19 protein-coding genes are annotated in these 23,930 nt (G+C 60.5%); 9 read left to right on the plus strand and 10 right to left on the minus strand.

Translation table 11 applies throughout. The annotated features are described in order from the left end of the window. The first annotated feature begins 154 nt into the window (after window positions 1–154). Complete coding sequence (locus tag AC1DCP_RS07710) at window positions 155–1,393, plus strand: flagellar biosynthetic protein FliO (protein ID WP_065688256.1); 1,239 nt, start codon at window positions 155–157, stop codon at window positions 1,391–1,393. A 128-nt stretch (window positions 1,394–1,521) separates the two neighbouring features. On the opposite strand, the gene dksA is transcribed toward AC1DCP_RS07710, so the two are convergent. Then, window positions 1,522–1,941 carry an RNA polymerase-binding protein DksA gene (gene dksA / locus AC1DCP_RS07715; protein WP_003512796.1) on the minus strand — a complete coding sequence of 140 codons (420 nt, stop codon included), beginning with the start codon at window positions 1,939–1,941 and terminating at the stop codon, window positions 1,522–1,524. 268 nt (window positions 1,942–2,209) lie between these two features. Here dksA and AC1DCP_RS07720 point away from each other — a divergent pair, with 268 nt between their 5' ends. The 4 genes from AC1DCP_RS07720 (at window position 2,210) to AC1DCP_RS07735 (ending at window position 6,095) form a co-directional block, all read left to right on the plus strand. Next, window positions 2,210–2,719: a SixA phosphatase family protein gene (locus tag AC1DCP_RS07720; protein ID WP_065688255.1), complete on the plus strand. Its 510-nt coding sequence runs from the start codon at window positions 2,210–2,212 to the stop codon at window positions 2,717–2,719. A gap of 131 nt (window positions 2,720–2,850) precedes the next feature. Then, on the plus strand, window positions 2,851–4,329 hold the full coding sequence (locus AC1DCP_RS07725) for a YcjX family GTP-binding protein (RefSeq protein WP_065688254.1): 1,479 nt from the start codon (window positions 2,851–2,853) through the stop codon (window positions 4,327–4,329). Continuing rightward, window positions 4,326–5,405 carry a YcjF family protein gene (locus AC1DCP_RS07730; RefSeq protein ID WP_065688253.1) on the plus strand — a complete coding sequence of 360 codons (1,080 nt, stop codon included), beginning with the start codon at window positions 4,326–4,328 and terminating at the stop codon, window positions 5,403–5,405. The genes AC1DCP_RS07725 and AC1DCP_RS07730 overlap by 4 nt, the downstream gene beginning before the upstream one ends. A gap of 129 nt (window positions 5,406–5,534) precedes the next feature. Beyond that, on the plus strand, window positions 5,535–6,095 hold the full coding sequence (locus tag AC1DCP_RS07735; protein ID WP_003512790.1) for a hypothetical protein: 561 nt from the start codon (window positions 5,535–5,537) through the stop codon (window positions 6,093–6,095). 14 nt (window positions 6,096–6,109) lie between these two features. Here the strand turns inward: AC1DCP_RS07735 and folK are convergent, their stop codons facing one another. From folK to folP, 3 genes are all read right to left on the minus strand, one after another. Then, a complete protein-coding gene (folK, locus tag AC1DCP_RS07740; protein ID WP_081308533.1) occupies window positions 6,110–6,625 on the minus strand; it encodes a 2-amino-4-hydroxy-6-hydroxymethyldihydropteridine diphosphokinase in 516 nt (171 codons plus the stop codon). Window positions 6,626–6,629: 4 nt separating this feature from the next. Continuing rightward, entirely contained in the window at window positions 6,630–6,995 is a 366-nt protein-coding gene (folB, locus tag AC1DCP_RS07745) for a dihydroneopterin aldolase (protein ID WP_013636000.1), read from the minus strand. A 77-nt stretch (window positions 6,996–7,072) separates the two neighbouring features. Next, window positions 7,073–7,858 carry a dihydropteroate synthase gene (folP, locus tag AC1DCP_RS07750; protein WP_081308532.1) on the minus strand — a complete coding sequence of 262 codons (786 nt, stop codon included), beginning with the start codon at window positions 7,856–7,858 and terminating at the stop codon, window positions 7,073–7,075. A gap of 179 nt (window positions 7,859–8,037) precedes the next feature. Here folP and AC1DCP_RS07755 point away from each other — a divergent pair, with 179 nt between their 5' ends. Beyond that, the gene (locus AC1DCP_RS07755; protein ID WP_003512784.1) at window positions 8,038–8,664 is read left to right on the plus strand and encodes a DUF922 domain-containing Zn-dependent protease; all 627 of its coding nucleotides are present in this window, start codon (window positions 8,038–8,040) and stop codon (window positions 8,662–8,664) included. Window positions 8,665–8,972: 308 nt separating this feature from the next. Here AC1DCP_RS07755 and AC1DCP_RS07760 read toward each other — a convergent pair whose 3' ends face one another. Together AC1DCP_RS07760 and AC1DCP_RS07765 are read right to left on the minus strand one after the other, a co-directional pair. Next, on the minus strand, window positions 8,973–9,293 hold the full coding sequence (locus tag AC1DCP_RS07760; protein WP_003512782.1) for a 2Fe-2S iron-sulfur cluster-binding protein: 321 nt from the start codon (window positions 9,291–9,293) through the stop codon (window positions 8,973–8,975). A gap of 127 nt (window positions 9,294–9,420) precedes the next feature. Beyond that, a complete protein-coding gene (locus AC1DCP_RS07765; protein WP_003512780.1) occupies window positions 9,421–9,789 on the minus strand; it encodes an Hpt domain-containing protein in 369 nt (122 codons plus the stop codon). Window positions 9,790–10,268: 479 nt separating this feature from the next. Between AC1DCP_RS07765 and AC1DCP_RS07770 the strand changes: the two genes are divergently transcribed. After that, entirely contained in the window at window positions 10,269–16,820 is a 6,552-nt protein-coding gene (locus AC1DCP_RS07770; RefSeq protein ID WP_476774209.1) for an apolipoprotein A-IV repeat region-like domain-containing protein, read from the plus strand. A gap of 104 nt (window positions 16,821–16,924) precedes the next feature. Here AC1DCP_RS07770 and AC1DCP_RS07775 read toward each other — a convergent pair whose 3' ends face one another. Then, the gene (locus tag AC1DCP_RS07775) at window positions 16,925–17,842 is read right to left on the minus strand and encodes a PhzF family phenazine biosynthesis protein (RefSeq protein ID WP_025593313.1); all 918 of its coding nucleotides are present in this window, start codon (window positions 17,840–17,842) and stop codon (window positions 16,925–16,927) included. Between the two features lie 306 nt (window positions 17,843–18,148). Here AC1DCP_RS07775 and AC1DCP_RS07780 point away from each other — a divergent pair, with 306 nt between their 5' ends. Then, window positions 18,149–18,922, plus strand: a complete 774-nt coding sequence (locus tag AC1DCP_RS07780; protein WP_003512774.1) for an NAD kinase — start codon at window positions 18,149–18,151, stop codon at window positions 18,920–18,922. Window positions 18,923–18,943: 21 nt separating this feature from the next. After that, entirely contained in the window at window positions 18,944–19,444 is a 501-nt protein-coding gene (locus AC1DCP_RS07785) for a hypothetical protein (protein ID WP_065688310.1), read from the plus strand. Window positions 19,445–19,525: 81 nt separating this feature from the next. Here the strand turns inward: AC1DCP_RS07785 and AC1DCP_RS07790 are convergent, their stop codons facing one another. The 3 genes from AC1DCP_RS07790 to AC1DCP_RS07800 form a co-directional block, all read right to left on the minus strand. Beyond that, entirely contained in the window at window positions 19,526–19,996 is a 471-nt protein-coding gene (locus AC1DCP_RS07790) for a cysteine hydrolase family protein (RefSeq protein WP_003512771.1), read from the minus strand. A gap of 73 nt (window positions 19,997–20,069) precedes the next feature. After that, window positions 20,070–21,201 (minus strand): peptide chain release factor 2 gene (prfB, locus tag AC1DCP_RS07795; RefSeq protein ID WP_097102382.1). Its coding sequence is split into 2 segments (ribosomal slippage): window positions 20,070–21,131 and window positions 21,133–21,201, totalling 1,131 coding nucleotides; the frame shifts between segments, so codons are not numbered across the junction. A 98-nt stretch (window positions 21,202–21,299) separates the two neighbouring features. Continuing rightward, complete coding sequence (locus tag AC1DCP_RS07800; RefSeq protein ID WP_003512768.1) at window positions 21,300–23,744, minus strand: penicillin-binding protein 1A; 2,445 nt, start codon at window positions 23,742–23,744, stop codon at window positions 21,300–21,302. Window positions 23,745–23,930 lie beyond the last annotated feature (186 nt).

A 23,930-nucleotide genomic window follows, 5' to 3' on the forward strand; every position in this document is an offset into this window, starting at 1 on the left:
GGCGCCCGGCCGGCTGACGAGACGATCCTATGAAGCGATCCTGGGGACGAAATGAATAAACCTTGTATCACGCTTAAAAAAATCGTCTTTTCCTGCTTGACGTTCACATTATAAGAACCACGGCAATATTAATTGCACGAAAAAATCTGAAGGGATGATCTCCATGATGGAAGATTTTATCGGCACCTATGGAAACAATCTCATCGTCGCCGTCGTCGGTGTCGGTCTCGCCCTGCTTGTTCTGGCAATTGTTCTCTGGATACTGCGCAGGCGCGGCGGGGCGGCCCCGTTTATCCGTGGCGGTCGCAACCGGCAGCCGCGCTTGCAGGTTCTCGATGCGACGGCGGTGGACGCCCGGCGCCGTCTGGTGCTGGTGCGCCGCGACAATGTCGAGCATCTTGTCATGATTGGCGGTCCAACCGATATCGTCATCGAGAGTGGTATCGGCGCGATCCCAATCGTCAGGGAAGTGCGCGAACCGCAGGAAGCGGAACTCAAGGCGCTGCCGCGTCAGGACAGCGAACCTAAAAGGGCTGAACCGCCGATCCCTCGCGAAAGCCGCCCAGCTTTGCCACAGCAGCCAATCGCAGCGGCATCTCCAGCCTCCTTGCCGGAAGAGCCCGTAAAGCAGCCGCAGCGGCCGGAACCGCCTGCCCCGACTGCTCGTGCAGCACCCACCCCTGCACCGGCCGCATCGCTGCCACCACGTCCGTCTACGCCGCCGCAACCCGTATCCACGCCCACGACGGCACGCGAGCCCGTTGCACCGATAAGACCTGCCGCCCCGGAAAGGGATGCTACCCGTCCTGCGCCACCACCGGCATCGGTCGTTGCGGCACCGGCCGCCGCTGTTCTGCCTCTCGCCGCCGCATCGCTCGACATGCCCGCCGAGCGACCGGAACAGCGTCGCCCTGATCCCTTCGCGCCGGCCCCTCTACCCTCGGCGCCGCCCGCACCGCCTGTCCAGGCAACGGTTCCTGAAGAACGGCCGACGGTCGTTGCCCCGCCGGTTTTTGCCGCGCGCGAACCGGTCATCGACCAAACGAATGCCGCAGATTTTCTGGATGCCGCGCGCGAGCGCGTTCTACCCGGCCTGAAACCGGGGCAAGATGCGCCTGCGCCCTTTGCGCCAAAGCCTGAAAATCCGCCTGTCGTCTCCGCTAACGCCGAGCCGAAGTTTTCCGATGACCTTGCCAGCGATTTCGAAAGCTTTCTTGAGGCGGAGATCGCCAAGAGCAAGGATGCGGATAGCGAACAGGCAGTCGCCGCTGCTGCGGAAAAGCCAAAAACCGAACCCGTCTCGCCGCCTGTTACCGGTGCAACGCCGGATGGCGACATGCAGAAGGAAATGGCGCGTATTTTCGGCGAACTTTCCGTTACCCGCGACCGCTGACAGGTTCACATCTGTCGGCAGACAGACATTCAAAACAAAAAAAGGGCGCGGAAACAAATCCGTGCCCTTTGTCATTTTTGGTTCTGTTCGCTGGCCGACTCGCCGAAGCGCCCGGAACAACGCTGGCTTTATTCGTCGCGGTAGACTTTTTCACGACGCTCGTGACGTTCCTGCGCCTCGATGGACAGGGTCGCTATCGGTCGTGCGTCGAGGCGCTTGAGACCAATAGGCTCACCCGTTTCTTCACAGTAACCGTAAGTGCCGTCATCAATCCGCTGAAGGGCAGAGTCGATCTTGGAGATCAACTTGCGCTGGCGGTCACGGGCGCGAAGTTCGATCGCCCGGTCAGTTTCCGAAGATGCCCGATCGGCTAGGTCGGGATGGTTGGCGCTTTCTTCGGCGAGATGTCCGAGGGTCTCGCGCGCTTCTCTCAGGATGTCGTTTCTCCAGGCCACCAGCTTCGCGCGGAAGTAGGCACGCTGGTTTGCATTCATGAACTCGTCGTCTTCCGAGAGCACATATTTGCTAAGATCGATCTTCTCACTCAACGCGATTCTCCTCGAAGAACATCTCAATGCGGCGGTGTATACTCCAATGATATAGGCTGATTCAAGTCTACAGATCAGTTTTCAGGCATTTTTAAAACTGACACAAAAATCATCTAAATGACTAATTTTTATCCTTTATTCGTATTCAAGCGATCTCTTCTTAAATCACTTAAACGCGACTTACCAACAGGAAAGAGGACTTGCGGTCATGCAACCCTATCCTGTAGCATTCCTCCATTGCCTCCCATTCGAACGTCGGTCCCCGCCCTTGACAGCATCTTCTCCGAGCCGAGTGTATCTTTTGCGCCACGCCAAGGCCGCCTGGGCGACACCGGGAGAACGCGATTTCGACCGGGGATTGAACGAGGCCGGTTTTGCCGAGGCGGAGATCATCGCCGACCTTGCCGCCGACCGGCGCTACCGCCCGGACGTGCTCTTGTCCTCCACGGCCACGCGCTGCCGACAGACCACGCAGGCCTGGCAGCGGGCCTTCAACGAGGGCATCGACATCGTCTATATCGACGAAATGTACAATGCGCGCAGCGAAACCTATCTTTCTCTCATCGCCGCGCAAACGGACGCACAGTCCGTGATGCTGGTCGGGCACAACCCCACAATGGAGGCGACGCTCGAGGCGATGATTGGCGAGGACCTGCTGCATGCCGCACTGCCCTCCGGTTTTCCGACATCCGGTCTTGCGGTTCTCGATCACGACGACAGTGCCGGGAATGGTAAAAATCGCTGGCGGCTGGTCGATTTTCTCTCGCCCGGCAAATAGCCGCAGCAGCGTGTGACCAATGCGTTGCCGAAGCCGGACTCGTTGAAAATCCATTGGCGCGCTTCTTTTTTGGGCAACCGCCCCTTCCTATATTGCAGCTGTGACCGTGAAAAATAGCTGGGAAACTGCCATTGCCGCCTTCTCTTACGTCCCTGACAGACAGTGCGCTCATTGCGTTCGACAATCTGGCCGACCGTGCGAGCACCCTTACAAATCCGACATTGCGGCTTGGCGTCACCGGTCTTTCGCGGGCGGGCAAGACGGTTTTCATCTCCTCGCTCGTCCACAATCTTCTGAATGGTGGTCGTCTGCCGCTGTTTGAGGCCATGCGTTCTGGGCGCGTCTCGAATGTGCGTCTGGAGCCGCAACCGGACGATGCCATTCCCCGGTTTCAGTATGAGGACCATATTCAGGCTCTGGTACGCGACAGGCTCTGGCCGGATTCGACACGGGCAATCTCTGAACTGCGGATCACGCTCGACTACCAGAGCGCCAGCGGTTGGGGCCGTTGGTTTTCCTCAGGCAAGCTCTCCATCGATATCGTCGATTATCCCGGCGAATGGCTGCTCGACCTGCCGCTGCTTTCGCAGGACTACAAGAGCTTCAGCGACAGCACCGTCGCGCTGGCGCAAAATGGCATCCGCGCCGAACTCGCGCAGGAATGGTTGGCAATAGCCTCCTCGCTCGACATCAATGCGCCCGCCGACGAGATGACGGCGCGACGCCTCGCGGAAAGCTTCGCCGCCTATCTGAAGGCCTGCAAATCCGACGAGCGGTCGCTCTCCACCTTGCCGCCGGGCCGTCTGCTGATGCCGGGGGATCTCGAAGGATCACCGGCGCTGACCTTTGCGCCCCTGCCGGGCCTGACAGACGACAAGGCACCAAAGGGGTCGCTGCGCGCCATGATGGAGCGGCGCTACGACGCCTACAAGGCAATCGTGGTGAAACCCTTTTTCCGTGAACATTTCGCCCGCCTCGACCGGCAGATCGTGCTGATCGACACTCTTCAGGCGGTCAATCGCGGCCCGGAGGCGGTGCAGGATCTGGAACGGGCGCTGGGCGATGTTCTCGCCTGTTTCCGCCCTGGCACCAACAGTCTTTTGTCATCGCTGCTGGGCCGGCGCATCGACAAGGTGTTGATTGCCGCCACCAAGGCCGACCACCTGCATCATGAAAGCCACGACCGGCTGGAACGGCTAACCCGCCGTCTGGTGGACCGCGCCATCACCACCATCGGCATGAGTGGTGCCGGCATCGAGGTCATGGCGCTGGCTTCCGTGCGCGCTACGCGGGAAGCAAGCGTGAGACAGGACGGTCACGAGCTTCCGGTCATCGTCGGCACACCGATGGCGGGTGAAACCATCAACGGCGAGATATTTGACGGCAACCGTAAGACGGCGATCTTTCCCGGCGACCTGCCCGAAGACCCGGAGCCGCTTTTCCGCAGCATCGACAGAGATGGCGACAAGGCGACGTTGCCGGACGTCAATGTCGTGCGTTTCCGCCCCCCCAATATCGATGAACCCGGCAGCGGCGGCATCCGGCTTTCCGTTCCCCACATAAGGCTCGACCGCGCCATGCAGTTCCTGTTTGGAGACAAGCTCGCATGAAGGCTCCCATACCAAACGATCCGCAGACACGCCGCCCGGCGGCTTTCACGCTCGAAACCGAAGAAACGGCACGGCCAACCGTCGCGCAAAAACGCGCACCGCGCAGCTTCGACACCGAGATTTCCCTGACGCCCGATGAGGATGATCCATTTTTAGCACCTGAAGAGACGGATTCCGCCGCATTGCCGGTGGCCGTGCCGAAGAAAAGCCGCTTCTCCTTCGGCAAGCTCGCGCTTGGTGCACTCGGCGTGCTGTTCTCGCTGGCCTTCGGGCTCTGGGCGGATCAGCTTATCCGCAATCTCTTTTCCCGCTCCGACTGGCTGGGTTACACGGCGAGCATTGCGCTCCTTGTTGCGCTTTTTGCCGTCCTCGTTCTGGTCGGACGAGAAGTGTTCGGCATCATGCGGCTCAACGCCGTCCAATCGCTGAAAGCCGATGCGGAGACGGCCAGCCTCGACAAGAGCCCGAAACCCGCCCGCGCCATCGTTACCCGCCTCAATGCAGTTCTCTCCCACCGCGCCGAAACGGCCAAGGGGCGCGCCGCACTCAAGGACACCGAAAACGACGTGATCGACGGGCCGCATCTGATCGAGCTTGCCGAACGCGAATTGCTGGTGCCGCTCGACCGGCAGGCCCGCGCGCTGATCCTCAACTCCTCCAAACGCGTCTCCGTCGTTACCGCCGTCAGCCCACGCGCCGTGGTCGATCTCGCTTATGTGCTGTTCGAGGTGACAAGGCTGGTGCGCGCCATGGCGGAACTTTACGGCGGCCGGCCGGGCACGCTCGGCATGCTCAGGCTTTTGCGTGACGTCGTCGCCCATCTCGCGGTCACAGGTTCGATCGCCGTCGGTGATGGGCTTGCCCAGCAGGTTCTCGGTCACGGGCTTGCCTCAAAACTCTCCGCACGCCTGGGTGAAGGTGTCATCAACGGTCTGATGACGGCGCGAATCGGCATTGCGGCGATGGATCTCTGCCGCCCGCTACCCTTCAAGGCGGTAAAGCGACCCGGCATAGGTGATTTCATGTCTGACCTCACTCCCGATCTTGGTGGCGGAAAAACCGGTCAAAAAGCCTGATCAGCCGGACTTGTACGGCTCAAAAGGTTACGGACGAAGGTGTAAATAAAGCCGAAATAAACCAAGCATTAACCATTCCGCCGGTAGATTGCCGCTTATCGAACAGGCTTCTTCGCCGGGGAAAGTATCATGTATTCGCGCTTCTTTTCGCTTGTGGGCGGACTTGCCGCCATATTGTCCGTCAGCGGCAGCTTCGGCCTGTCTGACGTCCATGCCGCATCGCGCGATCGCGACGACGTGTTTTTCCGTTCCGTTGCCGGAAGCTGGAAAGGTCCGGGCGAAATCGTCGCCGGCAAGTACAAGGGCACCAAGTTCACCTGCGACCTGACGGGCGAGCCACTCGACGACAAGCAGACGGGCATCAAGCTCGCCGGCACCTGCCGCGTCGGCGTCTTCAGCCAGCCCATGTCCGCGGTCATCAGCCAAAAGGGCGGCTCTTACGAGGGCAAGTTCCTCGACGGCGCCGAAGGCAAGGGACTGGACATCATTTCCGGGCAGGTCAGCGGCGACAAGGTCGTTGTGGGCATCAATCGCGCCAAGCTCAACGGTGCCATGGTCGCCCGCGTCTCGAACGACAATTCGATGAACATCACCATTTCCGTCAAGGTCGCCGACCAGATGATCCCGGTTATCGGCGTCACACTCGCGCGCGACATCGACCAGATCGCAGTCGGTTCGATCAAGCCGTAAAACCCGCGACCTTTTCAGCCATCGCCAAGCGGGAGTGTCCACCACTCCCGTTTTTCGTTTGCGCTGATGATGCCGGTTGTATCCGCCTGCCGCAGCCATTCCCGCACGGGCTTGCCCCGGACTTCGAGATCGGGTGCGATATCGGCTAGCGGCATCAGCACGAAGGCACGCTCCGTCATGCGCGGATGCGGCACTTCCATGCTTTCCGTAACGACAACATCATTACCATAGGTCAGCACGTCGATATCGATGGTGCGTGGCCCCCAGCGCTCCGTTCTGACCCGTTTCATGCCCTTTTCGATATCGAGGCACAATTGCAGCAGTGCGGGTGCTGAAAGCGAGGTTTCGACCAGCGCACAGCAATTGAAAAAATCCGCCTGGTCCGTCTTACCCCAGGGCGGCGTGCGATAAAGCCCGGAGACAGACAGCACCCGGCAATAGCCGTGTGCATCCAGTTCGCGCAAGGCTCTGGCCATTGCAGCGGCGGGGTCACCGATATTCCCGCCAAGGCCTAGTGCGGCAACTGTCATCCTGTCAGGCACGGTGTTCAACACTCACCTGCGCATAGTCGAGAATGCCGGGAACCGGCGCAGAGGGCTTGCGAACCGTGATACGCAGCCAGACAATCTGCGGATAACGCGCGCGCAGGGCCTTGGCGATATCGTTCGCGAGGGCCTCGATCAGGTAACGGCGCTGGCCGACGACGATCTTTTCGATAACGGCGAAGGCGACGCCATAATCGACGGTATTTTCGATATCGTCGGTCTCGAGCGCGTTACCCGCTTCAACCTCCATCTCGGCATCGACGAAAAAGCGCTGGCCCAGCACCTCCTCCTGCTCGAGAAGGCCATGACGGGCGAAAAAGGAACAGTTTTTCAGAATAATGGTGTAGCGGCTCATCGCATCGCCTCCATGGCGGGGTTATACCGGAATAGCCGGCCTCTTTTAAGGCATGCGGCACTCCGGCATCTATTGATCTATGCATCGGGCCTTGCCGACGCTTTGGCAAGAACCGCGTCGGCAATTGCCAGCGCATCGCGTGTTACGGCGACATTGTGCACGCGAAAAATCGCGGCACCCGCCAGCCTGAGGATCACTGTCGTCGCTGCTGTTCCGATATCGCGTTCGTGGGCCGCATCCCTGCCCGTCAGCGACCCGATGAACCGCTTGCGCGACGTCCCGGCCAGAACAGGCAGGTCAAACGCGGCAAGTTCGCCAAAGCGCGCCATCAGCTCGACATTTTCACGCTCGTCCTTGGCAAAACCGAAACCGGGATCGAGCACGATGGCGTCGCGGGCGATTCCCGCAGCTTCCGCCATCTCAAGCGAACGATTGAGGAATTCGAACTGATCCTCGATAACATCGGCGCGCTTCTGCCTGTCGCGCCCGGTATGCATGATGCAGACGCCCGCGCGCGCGGCGGCAACCACGCCCGCCATGTTCCCGTCCTTCTGCAGGCCGAAAACATCGTTGACGATATGGGCACCCGCCTCGATCGCCAGCCTTGCAGTGGATGCGCGGTAGGTGTCGACGGAAATCAGAACATCCGTCTCGCGACGGAGCCGTTCGATAACCGGCAGCACGCGATCCTGTTCCTCACCCTCGGTCACCTCGGCCGCGCCCGGGCGGGTGGATTCGCCGCCGATATCAATGATATCCGCCCCCTCCTCAACACAGGTCAGGGCATGGGAAAAAGCCGCATCAACGGCAAGATAACGGCCGCCATCCGAAAAGGAATCGGGCGTCGCATTGACGATGGCCATAATACGGCCACGTCCATCAAGTTTCAGGGAGCGACCATGGGCCGCTTGCCACACATTGCTGCCGGCTGTTATCACGTAACACGCGCCTTTCGGGAATAACGGAGTGTTATGCCAATTCTTATAAGTTCCGCTCCGCCTATGCAGCAAACGTTTTTCAAGTTCAACCGGAAGGCCGGGTTATGACCATATCTTCACGTGCTCTTTGCGCCGTTTTCGCTGGCGCATTAGCCCTTTCCATGCCCGGATCGGCCTTTTCCGAAACCATCGTCAGCAAGACCTATTCCTATTTTTCGATCAGCGGTAAAACCGCCGCTGACCTCGACAAGCAGCTTTCCAAGCATGGCCCGCTGACGCGCAACACCGGCGCACGCCATCCCGGTGCCACCGAGATCAAATTCGGCGGCGAACTCACCTATGTCGAGAAAAACGGCATGTGCAGCGTTGGAAGCACCAAGGTGTTGCTGAACACCCGTATTCTCCTGCCGCAATGGAAAAACCGCCGCCGCACCACGGCGGAACTGGCCTTCATCTGGGATACGTTGCTTGCAGATATCAAGCGCCACGAGGAACGGCACGCGGAAATCGCCCGCACCCATGCCCGCTCGCTCGAAAGGCAACTGACGGCGCTTCGTCCGCAAAAAGACTGTGAAACGCTACAGGCAATGGTCGGCAAGATCACCCAGACCGTCATGGACGAGCACGACAAGGATCAGTTGCGGTTCGATATCGTGGAATCCAAAAACTTCGACGCGCGCATGACCCGGCTTTTGAAGAACCGGATCGAACAGGGCCAGAACCGGCGCTGAGCCGCCTTTCCGCCCATACTCCCCTGGACGCGAAACGCAACGCTAACATGACGTTACGTCATGTTCGATATCACCCGTGACTTCTCGTCATGGTGCGGTCGACAAGACTCATTGTAGCTTGTTCACATGGTTTTTAACGGTGGTGATCCGCAGGGGTCCGGCGTTCGAAACCACCTCCGGTTCTCCCGGTGCGCACTTGAGGCTCGCAGGTGTTTCCTCCCTCGCTTGCATGCTGCGTACCCGCCTCGCCCCGCTCCCCGCTAACAGGTGAGCGGGGCTTTTTCTGTGGCGTATAATTCGGCTTGCCGTCAGCCCTGACGTTCGGGAACGTGAACGACAAGGCCGTCAAGCTCGTCCTTCATCTTGATCTGACAGGAAAGACGCGAGGTCGGGCGTACTTCGAATGCGAAGTCCAGCATGTCCTCTTCCATCGGCTCGGGTCCGCCGACGCGTTCCGCCCATGCGTCATCCACATAGACATGACAGGTCGCACAGGCACAGGCGCCGCCGCATTCCGCATCGATGCCGGGTATGGAGTTGCGCACGGCATTCTCCATGACTGTGGAACCGTTGCTTACGTCGAGTTCATGGGGCGTGCCGTCAAAGGCAACAATGGTCAGTTTTGTCATGCCGGAGATCCAAAATGGTGTCTAAGAACTGTTCTAAACAAACACATAGAAAGGCCGGTTCGCCTTGGCAACCCGCTTCTCGCAGGCGCCAAGCGCAACCGGCCCTGTAAAACAGACTGGGTTCGCCTTAACGGCAGAGCTTGAGGATGAAATTTTCAGCTTCGACAATCGCTGCCGCAAGTCTGGCTACGGCCGCGCTATCGTTGCCCTTGTCCTCCACTGCCGCCGCCGCCGTGGAAACGGTGGAGGCACCAACCGCCTGCGCGGCCCCCTTCAGACGATGGGCAGTTGCCTTGACGGTCTTGTCGTCAGCGCCGGCCATTTCATGCAGGGCAGCACGGGCGTTACGGCTGAAGAGTTGCAGCACCTCGATTTCAAGTTCCTTGTCGCCCATCGTCTGGCGGGCGAGATGTTCGAAATCGATTGGTCTTGTCGCGGCGGCCGGCGCACCACCAAAATTATCCGGAGCTTCGAAAGCAATACTGACGGCTGCCATATCTGAAATTCCTTTGTCTCGCCGTTTCCTGTTTCGTGTCACATCTGTGTCGTATTTACGCATTGAAGCCGGTGCTATCAGCTTAAATTACGGCGTGACGCGGGCGAAAATCTTCTGCTATGGTTAATTTATGTTAAACTTATGCGAAACAAGGCGTTCAGCGTGAAACTCAGGTTTAAAAACTGTTAAAAAGCCGACACTTCGCTGCTGCGGCAAACCCGCATTAATTGTTTCGAACACCTAAATGTGTCACTACGGTACTGCCGTTCCGACGAGGCTTATGCTCAAGCTTTGTTATTCCGGCACAGTGATGTAATTTCGCCCGAAAGCTGGACCACCAGCAATTCGGGATTGGTAGTGGCGGAATTGTTCTCTTTAACGGGATAATGTTCCGCTGGCATGATGGCGGCAGTCCATTTGCGGGTCGCAGATGGTCAAACGGCATGAAGCCGGGCGTATGTGTAACGAGGCGTAACCGCATGGCGAATAACAAGATCAGCGACTCTGTCGACGAGACTGCATTTCAGGCGTTGGAAGACGCCCTGCAGCTTGGTGCTTTCGAAGACAAGCCGGAATCGCGGAAGACGACAGCGCCAAAGCAGCCGGAGGCCAGATTGAAGGAAGCAAGCAGACAGACCCCTGCTCCCGAGGCCGCGCGCGCGCCTGCCGAACAGGCGCCCAGATCCCCCAATCTGGAAGCTGCCAACGACGGCTCCAAGCGCAGCCCGGCCATGATCCTGAAATCGCTCGAAGGCGGCTCCATCGGCGGCGCGCTCAGAAACGCGACGATCATGTCGGTGATCTGGGCGCTCGGCGGCCTCGGCATCGCGCATCTTATCTACGGCAGTGCACTCTGGAACATCGGCTCGGTTGCCGATCTCGCCGCAATACCTGGGCTGATGGCGATCGTCGTCGGCATCGTCGTTCCGATCATGCTGTTCTTCGCCTTCGCGATCATGATGGCGCGTGCCCGCGATCTGCGCAACGCTGCCCGGTCGATGGCAGAAGTCGCCCTTCGTCTTGCCGAACCCGAAACTGTCGCCTCCGACCGGATCATGTCCGTCGGCCAGGCGGTTCGCCGAGAAGTCTCGGCCATGAACGACGGCATCGAGCGCACCATTGCCCGCGCGACGGAACTCGAAACGCTCGTCCATTCTGAAGTCAACGCGCTTGAGCGCAGCTATGCAGACAATGAACTGCGCGTGCGCAGCCTCGTGCAGGAACTGAGCGCTGAGCGTGACGCCATCGTCAACCATGCGGAGCGCATCCGCTCCTCCATCGTCGGCGCGCAGGAACAGATCAAGGAAGAGCTTTCCATCGTCGGCGAAGAGCTTTCGATGCGGCTTTCCACCACCGGCGAGGCCTTCGCCTCGATGATCGACACACGCTCGGCCGCGCTGCTCGAAAAATCGCGCGCCTCGACTGAGGCGATGGGCAGCCTGATTGCCGCCAAGACCGAAAACCTGCTTCAGGCACTGAATTCCTCGGGCGCAACGCTGTCGAGCGAATTCGACATGCGTCTGCACAACCTCACCTCGACGCTGGACGAGCGCGGCGAAGTGCTGCTGGAACGCTTCGCGATCCACGCCTCGACGCTGGACAGCGGCGCGGAAAGCCTCAACAGCGCACTCGAGGAACGCACCCGCCAGCTCAACGAGACCCTTTCCACCCGCACACTCGAACTCAACCGCAATATCGATCGCGGCCAGCAGATCATCGGCGGTTCGCTGGATAACGTGCTCGACAAGCTGTCCACGACGCTTGAAGAAAAAGGCCTGTCCTTCCGCCAGAGCCTGCAAAGCACGGCTGATGACGCGATCATGGACCTCGATCTTCGCTCCGGCCTCTATGAAGAACGCCTGCAGGCGACTGTCGGCCAGGTCAACTCCGCCTTCGACGAACATGTGGCGGATTTCGCCAGTGCCTTCGACCAGCGCGCCGGCAGCCTCGACAGCAAGCTGATGGAGAGCCTCGCCCGGATCAACGAAACCGTTGCCGGCGGCTCCGAAGCCCTCGACACCATGCTGACCAGCGGACTTGAGCGCATCGGCAACACCATGACCGATCAGTCGCTTGCACTTGCAACCGCACTGGGCACCGGCCAGGAAATGCTCGAAAGCGCGCTTGAGACCCGTACCCGCGCGTTCAGCGACGCAATCGGCCAGCGCACCGCTGAAATCACCGATGCCTTCGCCAATTCGCACGAGAAGATCGACGGCGTGCTGGCGGAGCGCAGCAATGCCCTGTTTGGCGCGCTTTCGGCAAGCCAGGACCGTTTCGACGAGGCGCTTGCAAGCCGTTCGCTGGCCATTACCGGCTCGGTCTCCGGCACGGCGGAACGTCTAGCCGCGATGCTTGAGGAGCGTGCAGCCGCAATCAACAGCGTCGTTGCCGATGTCGAGCGCCGTCTTTCGGAAACGCTCGAAACCCGCGCCGCCGCCATCACCGGCGCCGTTTCCGGCATCGAGGACCGCATTTCCGATACGCTGGAAAGCCGCACGGCTGCCCTGCACGACGTCGTATCCGGTGCGGAAAACCGTATTGCCGAGACGCTGGATGGCCGCACGGCCGCTCTTTCCAGCGCCATTTCCGGCGTCGAGGAACGCATCGCCGACACGATGGACAGCCGCACGCTGTCGCTCGACATGACCTTCGCCAACGTCGAGGAAAGGCTGTCGGAAACGCTCGACAACCGTACCTCCGCTCTGTCCGGCATTGTGGCAAGTGCCGAAGAGAGGATTGCGGGCGCACTCGACAGCCGCACGTCCACCTTCGGCGACGTGGTTGCCGGCGCCGAGAGCCGTATCGCGGAAACGCTTGATGGTCGCACGGCAGCACTCAACGCCGTCGTTTCGGGGGCTGAAGAACGCATTGCGGATGCACTCGACAGCCGCACCATGGCACTCGACATGGCGTTTTCCGGCGCCGAGGAGAAAATTACCGAAGCACTCGATACCCGCACCGCCGTGCTTGGCGAATTGGTGGCCGGTGCCGAGACCCGTATCGCGGAAACGCTCGATGGCCGCACGGCGGCGCTTAACGCCGTCGTCTCCGGCGTTGAAGAACGCATTGCGGATGCACTCGACAGCCGCACCATGGCATTTGACATGGCGTTTTCCGGCGCCGAGGAAAAAATTACCGAAGCGCTCGATACCCGCACCGCCGTTCTTGGCGAATTGGTGGCCGGTGCCGAGACCCGCATTGCCAGCGCACTCGACAGCCGCACGGCTTCGCTCAAAAATGTTGTATCCGGCGCGGAAGAGCGGATCACGGACGTGCTCGACAGCCGCACCATGGCGCTCGACCTGAGCTTCTCCGGTGTCGAGGAAAAGATCGCCGACATCCTCGACGGACGCACTGCTGCGCTTCACTCGGCGGTTTCCGGAGTCGAAGATCGTATTGCCGACGCCCTGGACAGCCGCACCGCCGCCCTTTCCGGCATTGTCTCCAGTGCGGAAGAACGCATCGCGGACGCGCTCGACAGCCGCACCATGGCGCTCGACATGACGATTTCTGGCGTTGAGGAGCGTATCTCCGAGGCGATGGATGCCAGAACCGCATCACTGTCGCTCGCGGCCGCAGGTGTCGGCCAGCGACTGGAATCGACGGCTTTCACGCTTGAAAACGCACTTGCCAGCGGCCACGAGCGGCTGGAGACCATGCTCGGTTCGCAGGCCGAACGCATTGCCGGTTCGCTTGAGCGCAATAGCGGCCTGATCGAGCAGAGCGTCTCCGGCGCGGCCAGCCGCATCGAAAGCGTCGTGGAAGACGGCAGCAGCCGTTTTGCGCAGACGGTGGAAGAAGGCGTCTCCCGCCTCGAAAACAACCTCTCGCAATCGCATGAAGACATCCGTACCGCGCTCGAGCAGCGCCAGGCGGATATCGCCGCGACGTTGAGCTCAGCCACGACCCAGATGGGCGACATGCTCTCCGAACAGGCGATGATGATCGGCACCACCGTTGCATCCAGCGCCAGCATGCTCGAACTCTCGCTCGAAACCCAGCAGGAGACGTTGCAGAAGGCCATAGACGGCAGTGCAGCCACGCTGGAACAGCGTCTTCGCAACAGTGCCGGCGATATTGCCGTCAAGATCGGTGAGGCCGCCCGCGAAATCGGCGGTGCGACCGATGCTCTCTCCTCGCGGATCGAAACCTCGATCGGAAGCGTCACGGGCAGGCTCGACCAGACCGGCACCCGCATCGAGACTTCGCTCGGAGCGCTGCAGGAGCGTGTGTCGAGCGATCTCGGCAACGTCAACACGTCGATCGAGGATGCCGGACGTCGCTTTGCCGACGCGCTGGAAGACAAGACAGCCGCCTTCGCCCGCACCAGCGACGATGCGGCTCAACGTATCACCGGCATTCTGGACGAGCAGACGATACGGGTTGCCGACACGTTCGAAAGCCGCACCAGCCGTCTGGCGGAAACCTTCGATGCCGGTTCGGCCCGCATCGATGAACGCCTCGGCACCATGGACCGCGCGCTGACGATCGGCCTCGAAAACGTCAACCGCACCATCGAAGGCAAGGCGAGTGAGCTTGCGGTCGGCCTGCGTGGAGCGGTCATTTCCGCCACCCAGAGCATCGACGAGGAAGCAGTTCGTTCCACCGCCCTGCTTGCGAAAACCGGCTCGGAATTTGCCGAACAGGTGCAGGCGCAGAACGACGCCTTCACCAAGGCGATCGAAGAACGCTCCGGCGAGATCGTCAACCGCATCTCGGATGCACAGACACGCCTGTCCGGCCAGGCGGCAGCCGTCGCCCAGACCTTCTCCGAGGCGGGCAACATCATCGTCAACAAGGTTGCCGAGGCCGAAGCGGTCGTGCGCTCGCAGGTGGGCGTCATTTCCGAGACCCTGACCGGTGTCGAATCCGCTCTCGATGCGCGCGGCGAATCCATCCGCTCGGCGCTGGACAACCGCACCCGCGAACTCAACTCGATGCTGGCCAGCCGTTCTGCTGAACTGTCGCGTCTGATCGAAGAGAAGGCAAAGCCTGTCGTCGACGAATACGCCACCATCGGTCGCGAAGCCGCCGAAAAGATCGTCTCCGCCGCCCAGCAGAGCGCCGAACTTCTGTCGCAGAGCAACAGCGGCATGGTCGGCATGGTGGAACAGGCGATCAGCGATTATGCCAATGCCGGAAGCGAGGCAGCAAGCAAGCTTGTCGCGGCAACCCGCCAGAGCACGGACATGCTGTCGCAGACGCATACGGCCATGGCCGACGCCGTCGAAGAGGGTATCGACAAATACACCCGCACGGGAAGCGATGTGGCAAACAAGCTTGTCGCCGCCACGCGCCAGAGCACGGATATGCTGTCGCAGACCCATAACAGCATGGCCGAAATCGTCGAAAAGTCGGCAAACAACTTCAACTCTGCGGTTGAGCGCGCCGCGCAGGAATTCGGCACGGCCGACGAAGCGTTGAACGCATCGGCCACCCGCTTCTCCGAGTCCGCCTCGCAGGCCGCCGACATGGTGTCCAGCTCCAGCCGTCTGCTGGAAGGAAAGATCGATCGTCTGTCGAATATTTCTGGCCAGACACTGGCGCAGGTTGCCGGCATCGTCGGACGTTTCGAGGAACATTCAAAGGTTCTGAGCCAGGCGTCCGAACTGCTCAATGCCGCGCAGTCTAGCCTTGTCGGTACGCTGGAAGAGCGTCAGGATGCACTTCGCAGCCTGTCTGTCGGACTAGTCAAGCGTTCCGAGGAAATCGAAACTGCCATGCGCGGCGTCGTCAGCGTGGTGGAAACCACGCTCAACGAGGCCGAGGAGCGTTCGCAGAACGTCGCCGGCAACCTGCGTGACAATCTGCAGGCATCCTTCTCCGATATCGGCCGTTCGCTCGACGAGACGGAACAGCGCGCCCGCTCGGCAGCACAGACCATGCGGGGCGCCCTGCTCGCCGCTGGTCAGGATGCCAGCCGTTCGATCGAGAGCACGCTTTCCGACGCGCAGAAATATTCCGACGAGCTGGTCAACCGCCTGCGTGGCGGTGTCGAATCCTCGCTTTCGGAAGTCGACAACCTGCTCGGCAGTGCCTCGGAAAAATCCAATGCCGCCGCCGCCAACCTCAAGGAAACGCTGCGTCAGGCAGTTGAGGAAGCTGTCAGCCGTTTTGCCGGCGCGACGGACGAAATCCGCCGCTCCAGCCACGATATCCGCCGCGAGCTGGATGCGACCCGTGCCGAACTGAAGCGTGGCGCGTTCGACCTGCCGGAAGAGGCCAAGGAAAGCGCCGCAGCGATGCGCCGCGCCGTTTCCGAGCAGATCAAGGCCCTGCAGGATATTTCCCAGCTTGTCGGTCGCTCGACCCAACAGATGGAAGTTTCCGAACCCGTCGCCCGCGCCATTGCAGCGACCCAGCCTGCCGCTGAACGCCGTGTCGAAGCGCGTCCGCAGCCGGCAGCAGCCACGCCGGCACAGCCACCACGCCCGGCTCAGCCGCAGCCGGCAGCCGCACCCGCCTTGCGTGGCGCCCTGCCGCTTGAGAACCGCCAGGTCGAAAACCGTCAGGCGCCTGCCCCGTCCCAGGCGGCTGCGGCGCCTGCCGCACGCCGCGAAGAAGGCGGTGGCTGGATCAGCGATCTTCTGCGCGGTGCCTCGCAGGAATCGGCCGCCGCTTCCACACCCCGCGCAAGCGGCGATCAGCAGCCGACCCGTGCTGCCGATACCCGCAATCCGCGTCACATGGTGGAATCGCTGAACTCGCTGTCCGTCGACATCGCCCGCGCGATCGACCACGATGCGTCGGTGGAACTGTGGCGCCGGTACCAGCGCGGCGAACGTGACGTCTTCACCCGTCGCCTCTATACGCTGAAGGGCCAGACGACGTTTGACGAGATCAAGCGCAAATACGAGCGGGAGGCCGAATTCCGCACCGCCGTGGACCGCTACATCACCGATTTCGAAAAGCTGCTCGCTGATGTCGCCCGCACGGACCGTGACCGGACAGTCACCCAGTCCTACCTCACCTCCGATACCGGCAAGGTCTACACGATGCTTGCCCATGCGGCGGGTCGGTTCAACTGATCTCTGGTTAAGACCAGAAACAATAAAACCCCGGTCATGGCCGGGGTTTTTCTTTTTGGTTGGCAGGTAGCTTTTCGACTGTAGTTCAGTCGCACACGTTGAAATCAGATCTCGAACGTACCCGATGCTACACGGACCGCGTGGCCACCGATGCGGGCGCGGGCGATTTCGTTGTCCTTGATGTCCATGCGCAGATGGATGTGGGAAGGACGTTCCATCTCCACGCCCTGCTCTATCAAGAGCGGATAGTGACCGTCTGTCAGGCCGTCGAAATGATGGATTGCGCCAGAAAGGGCGGCGGCGGCGGAACCGGTGGCGGGGTCTTCCGAAATCCCCATTTCCGGGGAAAACATGCGGGCATGGAACTTTGCCGCGTGATTGACGCCGCCGCGACAGTAGATATAGGCCGCCGTCAGGCGCCCCTCCACCAGCGGTGCGGTGCGCAGCCAGAGATTGGCGTCGAAATCCATTTCGCTGATAGCGGCAATATTGTGCAGCGGCACGAGCAGGAACGGCACACCGGCCGTCCAGATCGACGGTACGTGGTTCTCAAAGCCGAGATGGCCTTCGCTCACGCCCAGCGCATCGGCAAGTGCGGCATGATCGAGCGGCAGGGTGACGCGGGACGATTTGCGCGGCAGGTCGAATTCGGCGAAGCTGACCGCACCGGCGCGCATTTTCACCGCACAGCGGACCGGACCCACCTTTTCCTCCAGCACACAGACCATATCGATATCGTCGTCACCTTCGTTGCGATTGCGCTCGGCTATCGCGATCGCTGCGCCAACAGTCGGGTGGCCAGCGAAAGGCAACTCACCTGAAGGCGTGAAGATACGCAGCGAAGCCGCGTGGGCCGGGTTGCCCGAGCGGTTGACGAAAACGGTCTCGGAGAGGTTCATTTCTCTGGCTATCGCCTGCATCGTCACTTGGTCGAGGCCATCCGCGTCATACATGACCGCCAGCGGATTTCCCGCCATTTTGGTCTCGGTAAAGACATCGTAGATATTGTAATTCAGCACCACGCCCGTCTCCTGCCACTCGCCGTTCCGCTTGTTTCGCGCAAGTTGCCTCACGTCGCGCCGCATCGCAACCCTTGTCGAAGGCCGGAAACCAAGAAGCTGTGGACCGCACGCGGGCAAACCCGCCTGCTGCGAACGCCTGTCCGCCGGAAAGGCCTTGTCGCCTGCTGCCGTCTTCATGTACCAAGGATGCGTCTTGTGGCTTGCGATCGACCATTTTATCGACGTTTGGAGATTATGAGCTGCTTCAACAGGTTACAGCATCGTCCGCATATCGATTCCGGTATGCGTCGTTGCCGAGGGAAGCGAATGTCGCATTCTAACTGTTCACTATCCTTCGTGGCCTCCGCAACCGAGGAGGCGCAGAGGGCGCTGGAGGAGCTGAAAGGCGCTTACGGCAACACGCCCTTCGACGAGGCGGAAGTGATCGTGGCGCTCGGCGGCGATGGCTTCATGCTGCAAATTCTCAACGAAACGATGAATTCCGGCAAGCGGGTCTATGGCATGAACCGGGGATCGGTCGGCTTTCTGATGAACGACTACCGGGTAGACGGCCTGGTCGAGCGTATTGCGGTGGCGACCGGCAATGATTTTCATCCGCTGCGCATGACGACGACGGATTCCGACGGCGATGAATTTACGGCGCTTGCCATGAACGAGGTCAGCCTGTTCCGGCAATCGCATCAGGCCGCCAAGCTTCGTGTCGAGGTGGACGGCAAGACGCGGCTTGAAGAGTTGATTTGCGACGGCATGATGGTTGCGACACCGGCAGGATCGACAGCTTATAACTTCTCAGCCCATGGACCGATCCTGCCGTTGGAATCACCGCTTCTGGCGCTCACACCCGTCAGCGCCTTCCGGCCAAGGCGTTGGCGCGGCGCACTTTTGCCCAACAAGGTGACGGTCGATATTCACGTTCTAGAGCGCGACAAGCGTCCGGTGAACGCGGTCGCCGACCATACGGAGGTGAAATCCGTACGGCATGTGCGGATTGCGCAATCGCAGGACAGGACGGCCAGAATTCTCTCGGACCCAGACCGTTCATGGTCAGACCGCGTACTCGCCGAACAATTCAACAATTGACGCCAACCACTGATGATGGCCATGCCCCTGAAAAAACCTCTTCTTGCCGCCCTCATTTTCGCCGCCACAGCGCTTCCCGTGCGGGCGCAAACGGAGGCGATCGACAACTTGCCGGTATCGGCGATCTTCGTTGTCAGCAGCGGCATGTGGGAAGAGCATAATCTTGAGCCGGTGAAAGGTCCTGACGGCCAGTTGCGGCCGCCGCCAGCGACACCCTCGCGCGGTTATTACAAGGTGGTTGCAATCCGCCAGGGCGATGGCACCGCTAAAGTCTATCTGCAGCGCATCGCCACTACCGCAAACGGACCGAACCTTCTCGAAAACATCGAGCTGGAAGAGTTCAGCCAGATGAAGTCCTACGTCACGGATATTCGCCCCGAAAGCTCAAACGGTGCATCGGCCTCGCCCGGCCTGTTTGTGACCGTCTATCTGAAAACCGATCCGCAGATCAGGGAAGCGGAAAGCTGGACGATCCTGATCGACGAACTCGGCGAGATGAAGATCGAAAAGGCCTCGAACTGAGGGCGAGAGAACGTCGGTTTGAACGGAATCGTTGGAGGTTTCTCTACCCCTTTGATTACACGCAGTTCTACTGGAAACTCTCTACGCGTTAAGCTCATGCGGCCCGGCCAGAACCGCGCCGAAATGATGTTTCCATAGTCTGGCGCCGAGTTCGCCGCTGCGATCGAGGCTGGAGCCCACCGTCAGCCATGGCAGAAGCGTGGGATGAAGCCCCGCATCGAACAGGGCAAAACCCGCAGCTAGCACGCAGGTATCGGCCTGAATGCCGCAGACCAGCACCCTATCGAGCTTTAGAGACAGGAGGTGGTCGATAGCCGCCCTTGGCGGCGCGTAGCCGTGCTTTATGAAAATCCAGTCCGCCGCAACCAGCGAGCAGTCGTCCCTGCCCGGCTTCCAGCCGAGTTGCCGCTCGAAAGGCGTGACGCTTTCATCATGGCGCTCGACGCTGGCAACGCTTGGCATGGTGGCGGCCAGGGCGGATATGTCCGCCACAAGCGCAGCCGGCGGATTGAAGCTCGGCTGAACGTCGACGATGTAAAGCGCCTGTTTCATGCATCTCCTCCAACGAAAAACCCCTCGCAATGGGTTTGCGAGGGGTGATTTTTTCACGCGACGCTGTGGCGCGTCAGTCGATATCAGCCACTTCCACGTCTGCGCCACCGCTGATGCGGTGCGCGAGGGCCGCTTCCATGAACTGGTTCAGATCGCCATCCAGCACGTTGCCGGGTGCGGTGCTTTCCACGCCGGTGCGCAGGTCCTTGATCAACTGGTAGGGTTGCAGAACGTAGGAGCGGATCTGGTGGCCCCAGCCGATATCCGTCTTGGATGCGGCCTGAGCGTTTGCCGCATCTTCCCGCTTTTGCAGTTCCACCTCGTAGAGACGGGCGCGCAGCATGTCCCACGCCTTGGCGCGGTTCTTGTGCTGGGAACGCTCCTGCTGGCAGGCCACAGCAATACCGGTCGGTATGTGGGTAATACGCACGGCCGAATCGGTGGTGTTGACGTGCTGGCCGCCTGCACCGGACGAACGATAGGTATCGATGCGGCAATCGCTCTCGTTGATGTCGATCTGGATCGAATCATCGACCACCGGGTAAACCCAGACGGAGGAAAACGATGTGTGGCGACGCGCATTGCTGTCATAAGGCGAGATGCGGACGAGGCGGTGTACGCCCGATTCCGTCTTCAGCCAGCCGAAGGCATTGTGGCCCTTGACGAGGATCGTCGCGGACTTGATGCCGGCCTCTTCGCCGTCATGAACTTCCAGCACTTCAACCTTGAAGCCTTCGCGGTCAGCCCAGCGGGTATACATGCGCAGCAGCATGTTGGCCCAGTCCTGGCTTTCCGTACCGCCGGCGCCGGAATGAACTTCGAGATAGGTATCGTTGCTATCAGCTTCACCGGAAAGCATGGCTTCCACCTGACGGCGGTTCGCCTCGCTCCTCAGCGCCTTCAGCGCATCTTCGGCGTCCTTGACGATCTCGTCGTCGCCTTCCATCTCGCCGAGTTCGATCAGCTCGACATTGTCCTTGAGCTGCTGCTCAAGCGCCTTCACGCCATTGATGCTGTCATCCAGCTGCTGGCGCTCGCGCATCAGTTTCTGCGCTTCGGTGGCATCGTTCCAGAGGGTCGGGTCCTCTGCCTTGTTATTCAACCAGTCCAGTCGTCTTATCGCCTGGTCCCAGTCAAAGATGCCTCCTCAGCAGGCTTATGGCCTGCTTGATTTCGTCGACTACGTTCACAATTTCATTGCGCATTTCGCTGGTTCTTCGCCTTCATTTAAACTGGTAGCTCAAATAAATGCGGGGGGCGCGGATGTAAAGACCCGCGCCCCCCGCCAAACATAAGACTGGTATCAATAAAGACCGCCGCCACCGCCGGTGATGGCCTGCTGGGCCTGTGGCGAGGTCTTCAGAATATCCTCCTGCGACATGCCTTCCGCGCCGATCACCGAGAAGGTATCGGCCGGGCCGGTGCCCGGCTTGAAGGCTTCCATGATCGTATCAGGTTCGCCTTCCGAAGCGGCCATGCCGGTCTTGCGGTTGACGGCGATGAACTTCATGCCTTCAGGCACGATGAACTTGCTCGGTTCCAGGTGCTTGGCCGCATCGGCAATGAACTCGCCGAAGATCGGTGCCGACAGCGAACCACCGGTGCCGCCGCGCCCAAGCGGTGCGGGCGAATCGAAGCCGATATAAAGACCGGCAACCATGTCCGGCGTGTAACCGACGAACCAGGCGTCCTTTTCATCGTTGGTGGTGCCCGTCTTGCCAGCAACCGGCAGATCGACCTTGATCTTGCCCGCCGCCGTGCCGCGCTGCACGACACCTTCAAGCATGGAGGTCGTCTGGTAAGCGGTCATCGGGTCGAGAACCTGCTCGCGGTTATCAACGATGACCGGCTCGTCCTGATTTTGCCAGCTGGTGGCGTTGCAGCCCTCGCAGGCACGCTCCTCATGCCGGAAGATCGTCTTGCCGTAACGGTCCTGGATGCGGTCGATCAGCGTCGGCTTGATCTGCTTGCCGCCATTGGCGATCACAGAATAGGCCGAGACCATGCGCATGATGGTTGTTTCGCCCGAACCGAGCGACATTGCCAGAAGCGGCGGCATCTTGTCGTAGATGCCGAAGCGTTCGGCATATTCAGCGACCAGATTCATGCCCATGTCCTGCGCCAGACGCACTGTCATGAGGTTACGGGATTTTTCGATGCCGAGACGCAGGGTCGAAGGACCGGCGGAACCCCCGCCGTAATTCTGCGGCTTCCAGACCTGGCCGCCCGAAACAACCTCAATTGGCGCGTCTAGAATGACCGAGGCCGGGGTATAGCCGTTGTCGAGTGCAGCCGCATAGATGAACGGCTTGAAGGAGGAGCCGGGCTGGCGCATCGCCTGCGTGGCGCGGTTGAATTCCGATTGCGCATAGGAGAAGCCGCCGACCATGGCCAGAACGCGGCCGGTGTGCGGATCCATCACCATCATGCCGCCCTGCACCTTCGGGGGCTGGCGCAGGCGATATTCGTTGCCGGAACCGGACAGCGGCTGTGCGTAAACGACGTCACCAACAGCCAGAACGCCAACCGGAGACTTAGCCGTCGGCTTTTTGCCTGTGGCATCGCGATAGGCCCAACGCATGTTTTCAGCGGAGATATGGCCGCGTGTGCGCTTGTCGCCATCCTCGGCATCAGGATCGACCTGCACGCCAATATCAATGCCATCTGCAGCAACGGCGAGGACAACTGCGATCTTCCATTCGGGAACGTCGCGAAGGCCCTTTACCTTGGCGAGCGCCGCAGTCCAGTCACCGGTTGTCTCGATCTTTTCGACGGGTCCACGGAAACCGCGACGCTCGTCATATTGCACCAGACCGTCCTGAAGCGCCTTGCGCGCCTCCATCTGGATCTGCGGATCGAAAGAGGTGCGAACCGAAAGGCCGCCTTCAAGAAGCGCCTGCTCGCCGTATTTCTCGACGATCTGGCGGCGGACTTCCTCGGCGAAATAGTCAGACGCGAAGATATGCGCGCCGCCACGGCGCAGATTGACGCCAAGCGGCTGCTTCTTTGCATCCTCGGCATCGCCGACCGTGATGTAGCCGTTCTCGGCCATGCGGTCGATCACCCAGTTGCGGCGTTCCAGCGCCGCCTTCTCGCGGCGGATCGGATGGTAGTTGGCCGGGCCCTTCGGCAGCGACGCGAGATAGGCGGTTTCCGCGATCGTCAGTTCCGTGACCGATTTGTTGAAATAGGTGAGTGCCGCACCCGCGATACCGTAGGAATTCAGGCCGAAAAAGATCTCGTTGAGATAAAGCTCGAGGATCTTGTCCTTGGAATAGGTCTGCTCGATGCGGAAGGACAGAAGCGCTTCCTTGAGCTTGCGGTCGAAGGTCTGGTCGTTGGTGAGCAGGAAGTTCTTTGCCACCTGCTGGGTGATTGTGGACGCGCCGACCGGACGACGGCCGGAGCCGATATTCTGGAGGTTGACGAGAACGGCACGGCCGAGACCCCAGATGTCCACACCCGGATGGTTGTAGAAATTCTTGTCTTCCGCCGAAAGGAAGGCTGCCTTCACCCGGTCCGGGATAGCCTGGATCGGCAGGAACAGGCGTTTTTCATGGGCGTATTCCGCCATGAGCGCGCCGTTGCCGGCGTGCACGCGGGTTGTCACCGGCGGCTCATAAGTGCTCAGAACTGCGTAATCCGGCAGGTCCTTCGTCACGCCGTGCAAATAAATTGCACCGGCGGCGGCGGCGCACAGAAAGAGCACGCTGGCCAAGCCGAAAAAATATCCAATCAGTCTGATCATACCAAGCTACCGATAATTCGAATCGTAACCATCAACGCCCGATGATACGGGCGCATCCTTGCATATCGCGTGCCGTTTTGCACACCATACCTTCGATGACAAGCCGGAACGACAGCATTCGCTGATATGTTACCGGGCCGACTGCCGCAATTGCGGTTCCAGCCGCAATGGCGGATCACCACAGAA

It is taken from the genome of Agrobacterium sp. 10T429, from assembly GCF_056393925.1.